The sequence below is a fragment of the Pseudomonas sp. Root329 genome, from assembly GCF_001424925.1.
Lineage (GTDB): Bacteria > Pseudomonadota > Gammaproteobacteria > Pseudomonadales > Pseudomonadaceae > Aquipseudomonas > Aquipseudomonas arabinosi.
The window spans coordinates 40947-54879 of record NZ_LMCV01000007.1; the positions used below are offsets into that span (position 1 = coordinate 40947).

A 13933-nucleotide genomic window follows, 5' to 3' on the forward strand; every position below is an offset into this window, starting at 1 on the left:
GATCAATTCAGCGAGTACCGGAGGGGGCTTATGGCAAGCTTCACCATTGGGAATCTTGATCATCAGCTCTATGAGCAATTGCGTATCGCGGCAGACAGTAATGGCCGTTCGGTGGAAGAAGAGGCTCGTCTGATTTTGACGAATGCACTTGCTGGTGGTTTGGGGACTCGAATCAGCAATCGATTCGGCGCCGATCTAGGCGTGGAGTTGGAGCTGCCTTCTCGCTAGAGCAAACAGAGAGGGGAATGTTGGGGACAACTCGAAAATATCAGTTGTTTGTTAGATCGCCTTCGCGAGCAAGCCCGCTCCCACATTAGAACTTCAGCGAACACAACATGTGTGAGCAACCGAGATTCAATGTGGGAGCGGGCTTGCTCGCGAATGGTTCTTTCATTCACCGCAAAGTGAATGTCAGACCCGGAAGTGGCTGACCATCATCTGCAACTGATTGCCCAACCGCGCCAGTTCAACACTGGACGCAGCGGTTTCGTCGCTGGCGGCGGCGGTCTGTTCGGACACGTCGCGCACGTTGATGATGCTGCGGCTGATCTCTTCAGCCACGGCGCTTTGCTGCTCGGCGGCTGCCGCGATCTGTTGGTTCATCGACTGGATGTTGGACACTGTGCGGGTGATGTTTTCCAGTGACACACCGGCCTTGCGAGTCAGCGCGACGCTGCTGTCGGTCAGGGCGCGGCTGTTGTTCATCACCGCCGACACTTGTTGAGTGCCATTCTGCAGACCGGCCACCAGGCCTTCGATTTCTTCGGTGGACTTCTGCGTGCGCTGAGCCAGGCCACGGACTTCGTCGGCAACCACGGCAAAGCCTCGACCGGCTTCACCGGCACGGGCGGCTTCGATAGCGGCGTTGAGCGCCAGCAGGTTGGTCTGTTCGGCCACGGCCTTGATCACGTCCATGACGCTGCCGATCTTGTCGCTTTCCTGTTGCAGCACGCTCATGGCTTCGGTCGAGCGCGCCACTTCAGTGGCCAAGCGTTCGATCTGGGCGATGGCTTCGTTGACAACCTTGTCGCCTTCGCGGGCTTCGCCGTCAGCAGCAGCGGCCGCCTGGGAGGCTTCTTCGGCGTTGCGCGCGACTTCCTGCACGGTGGCTGTCATCTCGTGCATGGCGGTGGCCACTTGATCGGTTTCGATCTTCTGGCTGTTAACCCCGGCGCTGGTTTGCTCGGTCACGGCGGACAGTTCTTCGGCAGCGCTGGCGATCTGGGCGACGCCGTCGCGGATGCCGCTGATCAAATCGCGCAAGGTCACGCCCATGCGAGCGATGCCTTGTTGCAATACGCCGAGTTCGTCGCGGCGAGTCACTTTGACGTCCTGGGACAGGTCGCCGCTGGCGATGCGCTCAACCACAGCCAAGGTGTCGCGCAGCGGGCCGGTAATCTGACGGGTGATGATCACGGCAGCAATGATGCCCACCAGCAACGCCAGCAAGGTGCTGATCAGCTGCAGCGTGCGAGCCTGGGCGCTTTCGGCGTCACGGCGGTCGAGCTGGATCTGATACAGCTGATCGCTCAGAGTCACGATGGCGGCGCCCTGATCGGTCATTTCCTTGCGCGCCTGCACCGCATCGCTGTTCGCTGCTTTATAAGCCTGCAAGGCGCTGCGGTAGTTGGTCAGTGCGGTTTCCAGCTGACGCAGGGCGTCTTGCTGAGTGTCGGCGAAATGCACGTTGAGGGGTTTCAGGCTGGCGATGGCCAGGTCCAGTTGGCCGACGGCTTTTTGCTCGGTCTCGGCGTTGGTGGTCGCGGTGTAGCCGCGCACTTCGTAGCGGGCCAGCAAGAAGGCTTCCTTGGCCGCCGTGATGGCCTGGAACTGTTCGAAGCGTTGGTCGCTCAGAGGCATTTGCTGCACGCGAGTGTTGATGGCGTTGATCAGCGTGTTCGCGGTGTTGGCATTGGCGCCCATGGTGTCGCGGGCGCTGTTACCGGTGCGGTACGCGCTGCGCATTTTGTTCAGGGACGTCTTGTAGGCGTCGATGACGGCGCCTTGCTCTTTGAGCAGCTTGAGGTTTTCCGGGCTCTTGAATTTCACCAGCAGCGCTTGTTGCTGAGCGGAGAACGCCTCGAGCGTGGTCTGGACGTTCTGTGCGGCGGTTTCGTCGCCGTTGGTCAGCATGTATTGCAGGCGAACCACACGCAGCTTGGTCAGGCCGGCATTGAGCTGGGTGATGTCGCTCATCCAGTTGCTGCGGTCAATCAATCCGCCCAGGCTCGTCCAGCCGGTCAGGGCGAGGACGCAGGTCAGAGCCAGGACCAGGCCGAACCCCAAGCCCAGCTTCATGTTCACGCTGATATTGCCGAACCAGCTATTCATCAAAAGTCCTCCAGGAACGTTGTGCTTCTAGATCGTCGGTTGGCTGGAAGATTGTTGTTTTTGGTAGCCAGCAAGGTGTGTAGCAGGACTGTATCGGCAGCAATTGCGAGAGCTGAATGGTTTTTGTAGGACCGATGTGTAACAAGACTTTCGTGCGGTCTTAAGCTTTTTTTCACATGAGTTTCACCGGCTGCCGACGCCAGCCTCTTTACCCTCGCGGCATCGAATGACAGTGATGCGTGCCGGTGAGGCGGTTTGATGTGGAATTGAGACTGAGGCTGTTCGGGATAAAACGCTCGATTGATCTGAGCCGTTTTGCCCGCTATCGCAATGCGGCTGTCGTGCTCACCTCGGCGCTGTTGGTGATTGCACTGACGGTCTGGCTGTTGCATCCTGCCGCTGTACCGGACCTGGCCCACGGCAATGTGGCCGGCGCCCGGGCGTTGAAGGCCGATTGGGCCAAGGGCAACGTGATCGTGCTGGTGCGTCACGTTGAACGCTGCGATCATTCCAGCGCCCCCTGTCTGATCGGTAACGATGGCATTACCGAACGCTCTCGCAGCGTCGCGGTGGAGGTTGGTGCGCAGTTCGAACAACTGGGGTTGAACAAGGCCGACATCTACAACAGCCCCATCCTCCGTACAGCGCAGACCGCTGGCTACATGTTCAACAAGGTCGGGGTCGGTGAAAAATGGTTGATCAATTGCAAGGGCACCATGCTACGCGACGCTCTGGCGCACAAGGTGGCCGGGCGAAACCTGATTCTGGTGACCCACAGCGAATGCATGTCACAACTTGAGAAAGACCTCAAATTGCCGACCGCTACCCTCGGCTACGGCGCTTCTTTGTTTATCTCGGCCGAAACACCTCAGGCACCACGGATGCTCGGTGTCATCGAAGCCTCGGACTGGCACTCGTTGACCACCGAATGAATTCACTTTCTGGATCAGGACACACGATGTTGACTTCTTCCCGTTACCGCTTTTATTGGGTGAACTTTGGCATTCCGCTGGCCTGTGCGGTCGTGGTTTTCCTGCTGTTCGACCTGACCAAAATCGACATCGCGTTCAATGATCTTTTTTATGACCCGGTCACGCAGACGTTTCCGCTGGATCATGTCCATCTGTTCGAAAAGATCACCCATAAATGGGCGCGGATCATCCCTAACTGGACCGGAGAGATAGCGATCGTCGGCGCCTTGCTGTCGTTTCTCTGGCCGCGCCTGAAGGCGGAAAAGCATTCGAAGATCATCGCATTCCTGGAAAAAATCAAAGTCGCGCCGGTGCTTCGGTTCGCCACCAGGCACCGCCGGGACTTCCTCTATGTGGTGTTCGCGTTCTCCATCAGCACTGGGGTGATCCACTACCTCAAGGGCCACACCAGCGTGTACTGCCCGGTCGAAACGACCCAGTATGCGGGGAAGATCGAGCACAAGGAGTGGTACCAGAATTTTGATCTGCTGAAAGTCGCGGGGCCCGGTCGCTGCTGGCCGGGCGGCCATGCCTCGGGCGGTTTCACCATGCTGGCGTTGTACTTCGTGGCGCGTCGTTACCGCTGGCGCTATTCCAAAGCGGTGATGTACGGCTCGCTGCTGCTCGGTTTCGTCTACGGCACGACGCGAGTTGTGCAAGGCTGGCACTACATGTCCCACACCTTCTGGGCCGGGATCTTCGTATGGCTGGCGTGTTTGCTGACAGCGCTGGCGTTCTATGGGCGAGCGCGGCTGGAGCAACCGGTGCTGCAAGCGCATGAGCGACCTGAAAGCGTTGCACAGCCGCAGACGGCTAGCTGATTCAAAAGACTTGAACGACAAAACCCGCCAACCCTGAAGAGGGTGGCGGGTTTTTTGTTGTCCGTCTTGTGGGGCGGTGTTCGGGAAATTGCCTTCGCGAGCAGGCTCGCTCCTACTGAAAAACAACGGGCTAAAAAAAGGTATACGGGGCGAATTATTAACAAAGTGTGAACAACTGGTGTGATCTATTAATAGCAACCCTTGCTTTCCCTTAATGCCTGGCTGGCCATGCCAAGTGAGCCCTTGATTGAAACGCCCCCCAATTCCATCGCCGGCTGCAAAACGTTTTGTGCCCGGAAAAGCTGTTCGCAGGTTAAGCATCGTCGCGGTCGTCCTACTGATTGGCGCAGCGATGGTCGGGTACTGGATGTTTATACCGCCGGCGCCGTTTGTTCCGTTGAGTGGTCTGGATCCTTCCGCCGTGTCGATGATTGCCTTGGGCGATCAGGGCAGTGGTGATCTGCAACAGTGGCGAGTGGGACAGGCCATGGAGCGAGTCGCGGCCAGAGACGGGCGGCTGGACATGGTCGTGTTGTTGGGCGACAACTTCTATGGCAAACCGCTGACCAGTACCCACGACCTTGGCTGGCAAATGAAATTCGAGCGCGTCTATTGGGGCCAGTGGCTGAGTCATGTGCCGTTCTTCGCTGTGCTGGGCAATCACGATTACCCCGTGTCGCAGAAGTTCGAACTCGAATATGGCCAGCAGCGCAAGGGCTCGGGTCGCTGGCAGATGCCGAGCAATTTCTACGTCAAGGATTTCGGCAGCGTCGAGGGGCGCCCGTTGGTGCGAATGGTGTTCCTCGACACCTCGGCGCCACGGGAATCCTTTCAGCGTCAGATCGACTTGCTTGACCAAGCCTTCCAGCAGCCGGGACCGGCGCCTGTATGGCGCATCGCGGCGGCCCATCACCCGGTCCGCAATCATGGCCAGCATGGTGAGGACGGTGAACTGGTCAACCTGTTGTTGCCCGCGCTGGAACGCAACAAGGTCGACGTGTTCCTGGCCGGGCACGACCACAATCAGCAACTGCTGCTACGCGCTGCCGAGCCAGCCTGGGTGGTTTCCGGGGCCGGGGGCCAGAAACTCTACGCCGTTGGCGCCGGAGCGCAGGACACCTCGTTTGCCACCGCACACGCCGGTTTTGCCAAACTTGATTTGAATCCCAGCCAATTGCGGCTGAACTACTATGACGAACGAGGCAACCTGGAAACCGGTTATCGTTGGGACCGGGATTGTCAGTGGATGGCGAAAGGCTGCCTGTTGCCCTACGTTGCGCGACAGGTGGTTGCGCAATAACACGATGAGCGCTTAGCGGAACGCGGTATTCGCTGCTGGGTTGATCAACGCGGTCAACACATGGTCCTGCCAGCGCCCGGCGATACTCAGGTAGGCCTTGGCGTAGCCTTCACGTTCAAATCCCAGGCGCTCCAGCAGCCGCGCACTGCGTTCATTGCCAGGGATGTAATTGGCCATGATCCGGTGCAGCTTCTGCTCATCGAACATGTAGCCGATTCCCGCTTCCAGGGCTTCCTGCATCAAGCCCCGGCCCTGATGAGATTCGTCGATGTGGTAACCGAGATAGCAGGCCTGAAACGCCCCGCGAGTGATGCCGCTGAAGTTGCAGGCGCCGATCATCTGGCCGTTGTCCGGATCCAGCAACGCGAAATGCACCGCCAGACCGGCCTGGAAAGCGCTGGCTTGCACCTCAAGGCGCGGGCGGATGCGTTCAGGGCTGTGGTAATCGACGGGGCGAATCGGCGACCACCGGGCGAGATGCCTCAGGTTGCGCCGGTAGAAGTCGCTTTCCAGCGCCGCCTGTTCAGGGTCGAGCACCGCCAGCGTCAAGCGCTTGCAGGGTAGGGATAACAGCGGCATAGGGCGCTCCGGTTCACGGGGATCGTCGCGCAAGCATTGCGTGGCCAGCGGGGAAATACAACAAAACAGCAGGCAAAAAAAAGCCCGCGGGAGGGCGGGCAAACCGTAGTTTCTTGAATGAGCCAGTGCAATGTACCGTTTGGTGAGAGGTCGTAGGGTGAAGAAAAATTCATGTCGATGAGTGCCCGCCGCTTCACACCCTGAGACATGCCTACGGCAAATGATCCGCCGCAAAGTCCGCTTCCGAGCGCGCCCGCAAACGGCCCTTGCGGCAGGCCTGCTGGAACTGTTCGAAGTCGCGCTCATTCTGCGCGGTGTAGCTTTGCGCATACTTGAATAGCGCGTCGGCCAGCGCATCGCTTTTGCCGATGTAGCCGCTGATGTGTGCGGCGTTCCCGGACGATTTGGCATGGGCGCGGGCTAACGCGCGGCCACAAATGCGTCCGTAGGCGGCGAAGGTGTCCGCGTCGAAAGTCTCGAGTTCAGCCGAGACTTTCATGTCGCGCAACTGGCGCACATAGAAGTGTCGACCGCTGGGGCCGGTGGTCCAGCCGAGGAACAGGTCACTGGCCGATTGCATCAACCGTTGACCATCGACCACGCGCTGACCGTTGTGCCGAACTCGCGATTTAGTCTTCACATAATCGGCAAGCACCGAACGACGTGCCTCCTTGAACTGCAGGAACAGCGGGAACTCCTGATCATCGGTCAGCAGAGCTACCAGGCAACGAGTCCCGACGCTGCCCACGCCGACCACTTTGAACGCCATGTCGTGGGCATGAAAACGCGACAACAGCTCGCGACGGTCGGCTTGCAGCGTGCCGGGATAATCGCGCATGAACGCGTCGTAAAGCGCACGCCAGTTCGACAGACGCAGCCAGTCGTCGTCGGCATCCAGCAGCGTGGTGTTTTCGTGTAAATGGAAAATTTCCGGCAGATCATCGCGAATGATCAGTCGGCCCTGTGCGTCACGGTCACTGATTTTCGGCAGTAGTTCAGCATGGGTACGCCGTTCGGCTTTTTCGATGGCGCGCTCTACATGCTCCAGTGTCGCTTTGCTCGCCTGCTGCCGCAGATCGCGGTAACTGATGGACTCGTACCAGGTTTCCATGGCGCTTTGTTCGGCGCATTCGAGCATGGTCTGTTGATAGGCGCCGACCGCCTGGCGGCAGACCGTTTCTTCGACCGTGTCGCCATGACGCAGGTCGCGCGCTGCCACCACGAAACTTGCCACCAGCCGTTTCAAGTCCCACTCCCAAGGGCCGGGATGGGCTTCGTCGAAGTCGTTGACGCTGAACAGCAGATTGCGTTCCGGCGTTGCAAAACCGCCGAAGTTCATCAGGTGACTGTCACCGCAGATGGGCGATACCAGACCCATGTTGGACGTTGCGGCCAAGTCGTGGGCTTGCAGCAGCGCGTTGCCGCGATAGAAGGTGAAGGGCGAGACCAGCATGCGGCCGTAGCGCAACTCGACCAGCGACTTGATGCGGCCTTCACTGGACGTTTTGATCAGCGGCAGCGGGTCGCGATTTATTTTCCCCATGGACGCCTGCGAACTGCGGGAGCAGTTCTTGCGAGCATCCTTGCCTTGCTTCAAGCGGTCGTTGAGGGTGGTCATGTGGGCTCGTTTGGTGAGTGTTTTAGACGTGTGAGAGATGAGTGTAGAAGGGCTTCGGGTCTTCATACGATGTCTGGATGGCGATGGGGTATTTGCTGGTGGGAGTATTGATGGCAATTGGTGCATCGAAATAGTTGGCTGAGGTATGAACGCTGTAGGACGTGGCCTGCATTTTTGCGAGCTGATTCCTACGAAGTGCGGCGGTTGAAGCCGAAGATCGACATCACCTAAAGTTTCAGGCCTACCTCAGTCAATACAGTACGGGTTCAATGATTGGCAACAAATTGGTAATAGGCGTACTTCGACTGCTCTCGGCGGTGCAGATGTTGATCTCCATGACTGGTGTTGTCCCGTCTTGCGACCCCGTTGTCTTGCGTTGCACTAAATCCTCAAGGGAAACCATTCGGCCGCCGAGTAATACACCGACAGGTCACTGAGTATTGCTCGCAATGCTCGGGACCTTTCCTTGGCAAGAGCGAATTGAAGTTGGCAGCCTATGTGCGAGAGCTTGGTGGCGGGACGGTCGCGCCGTAGCGCAGAAGGCGGTGTCATTCGGGAGGCATTGAAAGTGAGAGGGTGGCGGTACACGGGAAAAGACTATTGGCTTTTTGATTTGCTCAGCAGTAAGTTACATTAAGTGAAACCTTCTGTTGAGTTATTGAGCATGCAGCCACACTCAAAGTCCACCCAGCCGATGGGGCGCCTCCTCCGGAATCTGAGCCACCTGGCCAATGATGAGCGCTATCTGTACACCCCGGACGATCTCAGGGCTTTGGTACCAGATATTTCCGAAGGTGCCTATAAAACATTGTTGAGTCGTGCAGCTTCTGACGGTCATCTGATACGAGTGTGCCGAGGGCTCTACTTGTTTGACGCGGCCAAACCGTCTAGTGGGCTGGTGCTGTTTCACGCGGCCGCCCGGCTGCGTGCCATGCAGTTCAATTACATCAGCCTTGAAACGGCGTTGAGTGATGGTGGGGTCATCTCGCAAATCCCCATCAACTGGATCACGCTGATGTCATCCGGGCGCAGCAGCACTATTTCATGCGGCCGCTGGGGCACCATCGAGTTCGTACACACACGCCAGAAGCCTCAGGATCTCGTTGGCCAGGTTCACTATGACGCTCGTTGCCGGCTATGGCGTGCGACACCGCAACAAGCATTGCGAGACATGAAGGCAGCGAAACGAAATATGGACTTGATCGATTGGAGCGTTGCCAATGAGTTTGTTTGATGAGCTGGTAAATGAAGCATTAAAAAACAAACAGGATCTCGCGCCGTTGCGGGTCGTCGTGGAAAAGGAATTACTGCATCACGACATCATGCTGGCGCTGAGTTCGGCCGGTATGCTCGCCAAACTTACCTTCATCGGCGGCACCTGTTTGCGCACCTGCTACGGGGCCAACCGTTTGAGCGAGGACCTGGACTTTACCGGGGGCGCAGATTTCAATTGCGAGAGCCTGACCGAGCTGGCCCAAGTATTAGTCAGCACACTAAAAACCAAATATGGTCTTGAGGTCGAAGTCGGTGAGCCTGTTCGTGAGGAGGGTAATGTCGCTACCTGGAAGTTAAAGGTCCAAACCCGGGCAGGACGCAAGGATTTACCGGCACAGCGCATTAATATCGATGTGTGTTCCATTCCAAGTTATCAGCCGCAACCTATGCAGTTGCTTAATCCTTATGGTGTCGACATGGGCACGAGTGGCCTGATTTTGCAGGCTGAAACACGCGAAGAAATTTATGCCGACAAGATCGTGGCTTTTGCGCTGCGTCCCAACCGAATCAAGAACCGTGATCTCTGGGATATGGTTTGGCTGCGTCAGCTGGGCATAACGCCACAACTGGATTTGATCGCGAAGAAGCTGGGTGATCATCACTGCGAGCAGGATGATTTCTTGAGGCAGTTCAAAGAGCGTTCCGCACAGCTTGAGACCGATCCGAAAGTTGTCATTGAGTTTCGCAAGGAAATGAGTCGGTTTCTACCGGGTGAATTGGTAGCGCAAACCGTGAATGAACCTGCGTTCTGGACATTTTTGGTGGGTCATATACGTGAGTTGTATGTGATGACAGAGAAAGCGCTGAGCGGCCATGAAAGCGTTCAGGGCTCGGGCTTCAAAATGTAATACCGCAGGAATGGGTGGCGGCAGTCAAAAAAATGGGCGACTTCGCCAACGAGCATCTTTCAACATTCCGTCACCCCCAAAACCCTCAAAACCCACCCTGCCTCACCAGGCAGCAACGTGTACCGAACCTGCCGAATTTTCCCCGTCCTGCCCGCATCGGCATCCGTGCTGTCATAAACCGGGAACCGCTGCACCAACGCATTTTCCACCACGGCAAACTCATCCTCGCCCTGGTAGCCCACCGCTGTTTTCGGGTTCTCTCTGACAGGTGGTAGATAAATCTCGCTCAGCGACTTCTTGCGGTTGGCAGCGTAAGCAATGAGCTCGCCCGGCATCCCGCGCTCCGGTGACCTGATGAAGACGTAAATCTCTGGAGCGCCATTGCGATCAAGGTCGGCGACCTCTACTCGGACGATGGTGCCGGTGAGGGGACGTACAATCTCTGAGTTATCGATTTCCAGACCTTGGGGGGCAATGCGTAGAGCACGATTTCCATCGACCGACACGCTCGTCACGTGAAAGCCAATGCCCTGCAATTCAAGTGTCTGGTCGAACGGCTGGTTGCTGTCCGTCGTATCACCCGAGAGGCTTAATGAAAGGCTGTAGTTGGCCACTTCATTGCGCCGAGCGGCGTTGCGCATCAGGCATACCTGAACCGTATATTCGCCATCGGCGGGCAATGGTCCCAGAAAGTGATTGCCCATGATCGATCCGTTAAACAACGCGTAGTCCGCACCTTTCGCGGTGATGTTGAAGTAGGCAGATGCGTTGGAAGACTTGAAGTCCACGGTCATCATTTGGCCGGCCTTCGCGTCTAGACGGTACTGCGCGGTGAGCGGGCCTTTGATGGATCGGGCGAACCTGACGGTGTCGGAGCCCTTTTTGAAGGTGACCTGCTCGACACGAGGAGCGATCTCGGTGGCGGCGTGTACAGGCACAGAAACCATGGCGACCAGAACGGCTGCAATCCATACGTTCATGTTGATCTTCCTGAGTGCGTTGGTTGCTCAAGCGGTTGCAGGTGCACCCGCAGCATAGGAGCTATTGAGGTGGGGCGAAGCTGGGCTGGACGAGGGCTTGGCGCCTGGGCGTCTCCGTGGGAGGTCGCGACGATGATGGCTTGGCCGCAGGGTTTTTTGTGGTGGTCTTGCGAGCCTTATCGCGGGCAGGCCTGCTTTTGCCGGGGATGGTGATGCTGCCTACAGAAATGACCAAACCCCAGATGCAACAAAACCCGCACTTGGCGGGTTTTGTTTTGCTTCGTATTTGGTGGGCCGGGGTAATCTGAATTGATTCTGTATCGTATTGATTTTTATTGATTATTTTCGGTTGGATTTTCTATTGGAATACCTTATGGAATACCATTCGCGAATCTTCTTAAATTCCTGCCTTTACGTCGACCAAAGTTCAATTCCACAGCTGTACTTCGGATTTCGCCTTTGAGTGGAACCAACGGCTACTGATAGCGATTGCTGGCGCTTGGTTCATTCCTTCACTCGCTCTGGCGAGTCGGCGCGTGCCTTATTGCTGTCGCGTACGGCAAATGCGCTCGTGCTCCAACTCCTCAAGATGTCGCTCGTATTGAGCTGATGGTTCGCGAATTGGCTGTGCAGAATCAAAGTTTCCACACGGATTAAATTGCAGAGGGGCTGGAGGGGATTTGGTGTCTCTGTACAGTGGTCGCGGAGCACACACCCGATAAGCCTATCGGATCTCTCAGATCAGGGATCCATTGATCGCGTCCGGCTTTACGACGGTCAAGGCTCAGGCTAAGGTGCTGGCATAAGGACATGATTTTCTAACATTTGTCCACGGAAGGTTCCTGATTAGCCGTAGTGAAACTACCGCCCTTCCTTTCCGACTTTGTTGTGCCCTAAAAAACGCGTGCCGAGCAAGGTGCTGTCATCGATCACCAACGGGATTGGCGATTGACGCATCAATGTGGGTGTTGCAGGCGTCCCGAACATCAAAAAATTGCTAAATTGAAGGCGGAAAGTATGGATTTTTCGACGCTGTTGCATCTATGGGGTGCAGCAAGCTCCGAGCAACTGATCGCGCCAATAACGGTAGTTGGCTTCGTTTTCATTTTGTGCGCTTGGTACTTTGTCCGTTATTTTTGTCCATCCTTCAAACTTAGCAGTCAGCTGAAAAAACTGACTAAACGTGTGCACGGTGTGAAAGCGCTCGCCCCGTCTCAACGGCGCTCTGAATTGGAGCGACTGTTCAATGGAAGCAAGCTGGAGCACTCCTGGCACGAGTACGCTGAAACGCTGCACGACCAGTTTGAGTTTCAAGAAGGCGAACAGGTTCTTGTCCGGTCGCGCGCCACCGCCGGAGCCGCGCATTTTTTCTCACCTCAAAGCGTGGTTGATACCCCGCTGGGAACCGAGTTTTATAAACACCTGCCTGGTATTTTGACCGGCATCGGTATTGTCGGCACCTTCTTCGGCTTGATGCTAGGCCTACAGCATTTTGATCCAAGCACCCCTGAGCAGGTAAATGCCAGCGTCGATAAGCTGCTCAAGGACGTGTTGTTTGCGTTCATCGGCTCCTTTATTTCAATCATGGCCTCTATAGCCGTCACGATTACTGAAAAGTGGCGTCTGGGCCAATGCTACAGGCTTCTTGAAGCGTTCAACGAAACCATCGACGGGCTTTTCGACAGTGGTGTCGGTGAGGAATATCTAGCGGAGCTTGTGCGCTCGAGTGCTGAAAGCTCCGTGCAAACCCGTCAGCTCAAGGACAGCCTGGTAACCGATCTGCGGGAAATGCTGCAGAACCTCGTTGATACCCAAGTCCGCGAAAGCCTCAAATTAGCGGATACCTTGTCTACGACTTACCGTGACTCTGGGCAGTTGTTGGCCGATCAGGTAAGCAGTGCGATTGAGAACAGTCTCAAATCCCCCCTTGAAGCTATCGCGGGTGCGGTTCAGGCCGCCAGTGGCGACCAGTCAGGGCAAGTACAGAACCTTCTTCAGGATGTTCTAGTTGCCTTCATGAACAAGCTGGAAGGTACGTTCGGCCAACAGTTCAACGGTCTACACGAACTGATGGGTCAGTCCGTTGCCGCCATGCAGTCGATGCAGCAAGGCTTTTCGACGCTGATCCAAGATATGCGTTCGGCTAGCGAGTCCTCGACCCAAAACAGCTCGACTATGATCGCTCAGTTACTCTCCGATATGCAGGCCGGACAGAACGCCATGCAAGCGGGGATGAACGAGATGCTCGCCAATCTCCAGGCTTCGGTTGCCCGTATCGGCAACGAAGGGGAGGGGGCAGGTGCTCGAATGGCCGAGCAGTTGGAGAAGTTGTTTGCTCAAAGCGAGGCTCGCCAACAGGCAATGGCTGAGAATCTCCAGGCTTTTGTTGAGTCGATCAAGCAGAACATCGGCCAAGGTCAACAGGAAACCATGGCGAAAATTGCGGGCTCCGTTGAGGTGCTGGGTGAGCAACTCTCGGCAGTCTTCAAGCAATTGGAGCACGGCCAGCAGCAGATGGATCAAACCACCCGCGCTGCACAGGCTGACCTGCATCAAGGCACCCGCGACCTGGTGGGCGGCCTTGACGAGCAGGTCAAGGCGTTGCTGCAAACAGTGTCAGAGCAACAGAAGTCTGCACAGGACACCGTTAAGGCGTTGAGTGCCCAAACAGAGCAGCATTTGCAAAGCATGCAGCTAGGCGCAGACAAGATGCGGGCGGCGGCTGAGCGGTTCGAAACGGCCGGACAAAGCGTTGCGCGAGCCAGTGAGTCGACTGCGGGGCTGATGGGCACAGTCCAGGGCGCAGGTACTGAGCTTGCACAAGCATCACGTGAGTTGAACACCGTGGTCGCGGACTATCGAAACAATCGTGAAGCGCTGGCGAAAACTCTCGCGGTCATCGAAGGGGTTGTCGCAAGTGCACAAGGGGAGGCCAGCGGCCGCAGCCAGTATCTCCAGGACCTGAAGGTTCAAAGCGAGCGGATGCAGGCGCTTAACCGTGAAGTTTATGAATACCTGGAAAACATCAGTGGTGTGTTGGGTAACGGCTTTAAAGAGTTCGGTGATGGCATGGATCGGACCTTGAGACAAACGCTGGGTAGTCTGGATGCCGAGCTAGATAAAGCAGTCAAGAGCCTCGCTGGCGGTGTAGAAGGGGTCAAGGAAAGTCTCGAAGACTTCGGCGACATCATGGAACGAATCAGGCAGTAA

11 protein-coding genes and 1 pseudogene are annotated in these 13933 nt (G+C 56.7%); 7 read left to right on the top strand and 5 right to left on the bottom strand.

Going from position 1 to position 13933, the window contains the following annotated elements:
* The first annotated feature begins 30 nt into the window (after positions 1-30).
* The gene (locus ASC74_RS09060; RefSeq protein WP_056740988.1) at positions 31-228 is read left to right on the top strand and encodes a FitA-like ribbon-helix-helix domain-containing protein; all 198 of its coding nucleotides are present in this window, start codon (positions 31-33) and stop codon (positions 226-228) included.
* Positions 229-411: 183 nt separating this feature from the next.
* On the opposite strand, the gene ASC74_RS32590 is transcribed toward ASC74_RS09060, so the two are convergent.
* Both ASC74_RS32590 and ASC74_RS32595 read right to left on the bottom strand, forming a co-directional pair.
* The gene (locus ASC74_RS32590; protein ID WP_409201448.1) at positions 412-1275 is read right to left on the bottom strand and encodes a methyl-accepting chemotaxis protein; all 864 of its coding nucleotides are present in this window, start codon (positions 1273-1275) and stop codon (positions 412-414) included.
* A gap of 42 nt (positions 1276-1317) precedes the next feature.
* A pseudogene (locus tag ASC74_RS32595) lies at positions 1318-2331 on the bottom strand (methyl-accepting chemotaxis protein); the annotation flags it as partial.
* A gap of 260 nt (positions 2332-2591) precedes the next feature.
* On the opposite strand from ASC74_RS32595, the gene ASC74_RS09070 reads away from it, so the two are divergent.
* The 3 genes from ASC74_RS09070 to ASC74_RS09080 all read left to right on the top strand — a co-directional run bounded on the left by ASC74_RS09070 (position 2592) and on the right by ASC74_RS09080 (position 5423).
* Positions 2592-3263, top strand: coding sequence for a phosphoglycerate kinase (locus ASC74_RS09070; RefSeq protein WP_056740992.1), 672 nt, complete (start codon positions 2592-2594; stop codon positions 3261-3263).
* A gap of 26 nt (positions 3264-3289) precedes the next feature.
* The gene (locus ASC74_RS09075) at positions 3290-4123 is read left to right on the top strand and encodes a phosphatase PAP2 family protein (protein ID WP_056740993.1); all 834 of its coding nucleotides are present in this window, start codon (positions 3290-3292) and stop codon (positions 4121-4123) included.
* Between the two features lie 367 nt (positions 4124-4490).
* A complete protein-coding gene (locus tag ASC74_RS09080) occupies positions 4491-5423 on the top strand; it encodes a metallophosphoesterase (protein WP_236713259.1) in 933 nt (310 codons plus the stop codon).
* Positions 5424-5435: 12 nt separating this feature from the next.
* On the opposite strand, the gene rimJ is transcribed toward ASC74_RS09080, so the two are convergent.
* Together rimJ and ASC74_RS09090 are read right to left on the bottom strand one after the other, a co-directional pair.
* On the bottom strand, positions 5436-6002 hold the full coding sequence (gene rimJ, locus ASC74_RS09085; RefSeq protein WP_056740995.1) for a ribosomal protein S5-alanine N-acetyltransferase: 567 nt from the start codon (positions 6000-6002) through the stop codon (positions 5436-5438).
* Between the two features lie 211 nt (positions 6003-6213).
* On the bottom strand, positions 6214-7620 hold the full coding sequence (locus ASC74_RS09090; RefSeq protein WP_056740997.1) for a DUF2252 domain-containing protein: 1407 nt from the start codon (positions 7618-7620) through the stop codon (positions 6214-6216).
* 637 nt (positions 7621-8257) lie between these two features.
* Here ASC74_RS09090 and abiEi point away from each other — a divergent pair.
* Together abiEi and ASC74_RS09100 are read left to right on the top strand one after the other, a co-directional pair.
* Entirely contained in the window at positions 8258-8854 is a 597-nt protein-coding gene (gene abiEi / locus ASC74_RS09095; RefSeq protein WP_236713261.1) for a type IV toxin-antitoxin system AbiEi family antitoxin, read from the top strand.
* Complete coding sequence (locus ASC74_RS09100) at positions 8841-9743, top strand: nucleotidyl transferase AbiEii/AbiGii toxin family protein (protein ID WP_056741000.1); 903 nt, start codon at positions 8841-8843, stop codon at positions 9741-9743. Before abiEi ends, ASC74_RS09100 begins: the two co-directional genes overlap by 14 nt.
* Positions 9744-9802: 59 nt before the next feature.
* Here ASC74_RS09100 and ASC74_RS09105 read toward each other — a convergent pair whose 3' ends face one another.
* Positions 9803-10723, bottom strand: a complete 921-nt coding sequence (locus ASC74_RS09105; protein WP_056741002.1) for a hypothetical protein — start codon at positions 10721-10723, stop codon at positions 9803-9805.
* Between the two features lie 1017 nt (positions 10724-11740).
* Here ASC74_RS09105 and zorA1 point away from each other — a divergent pair.
* Positions 11741-13933: a type I Zorya anti-phage system protein ZorA1 gene (zorA1, locus tag ASC74_RS09110; protein WP_056741004.1), complete on the top strand. Its 2193-nt coding sequence runs from the start codon at positions 11741-11743 to the stop codon at positions 13931-13933.

Coding starts and splice junctions, on each gene's coding strand:
- ASC74_RS09060 (WP_056740988.1), top strand. CDS start 31: ATGGCAAGCTTCACCATTGGGAATCTTGATCATCAGCTCTATGAGCAA.
- ASC74_RS32590 (WP_409201448.1), bottom strand. CDS start 1,275: ATGGGCGTGACCTTGCGCGATTTGATCAGCGGCATCCGCGACGGCGTC.
- ASC74_RS09075 (WP_056740993.1), top strand. CDS start 3,290: ATGTTGACTTCTTCCCGTTACCGCTTTTATTGGGTGAACTTTGGCATT.
- ASC74_RS09080 (WP_236713259.1), top strand. CDS start 4,491: ATGTTTATACCGCCGGCGCCGTTTGTTCCGTTGAGTGGTCTGGATCCT.
- rimJ (WP_056740995.1), bottom strand. CDS start 6,002: ATGCCGCTGTTATCCCTACCCTGCAAGCGCTTGACGCTGGCGGTGCTC.
- ASC74_RS09090 (WP_056740997.1), bottom strand. CDS start 7,620: ATGACCACCCTCAACGACCGCTTGAAGCAAGGCAAGGATGCTCGCAAG.
- ASC74_RS09100 (WP_056741000.1), top strand. CDS start 8,841: ATGAGTTTGTTTGATGAGCTGGTAAATGAAGCATTAAAAAACAAACAG.
- ASC74_RS09105 (WP_056741002.1), bottom strand. CDS start 10,723: ATGAACGTATGGATTGCAGCCGTTCTGGTCGCCATGGTTTCTGTGCCT.
- zorA1 (WP_056741004.1), top strand. CDS start 11,741: ATGGATTTTTCGACGCTGTTGCATCTATGGGGTGCAGCAAGCTCCGAG.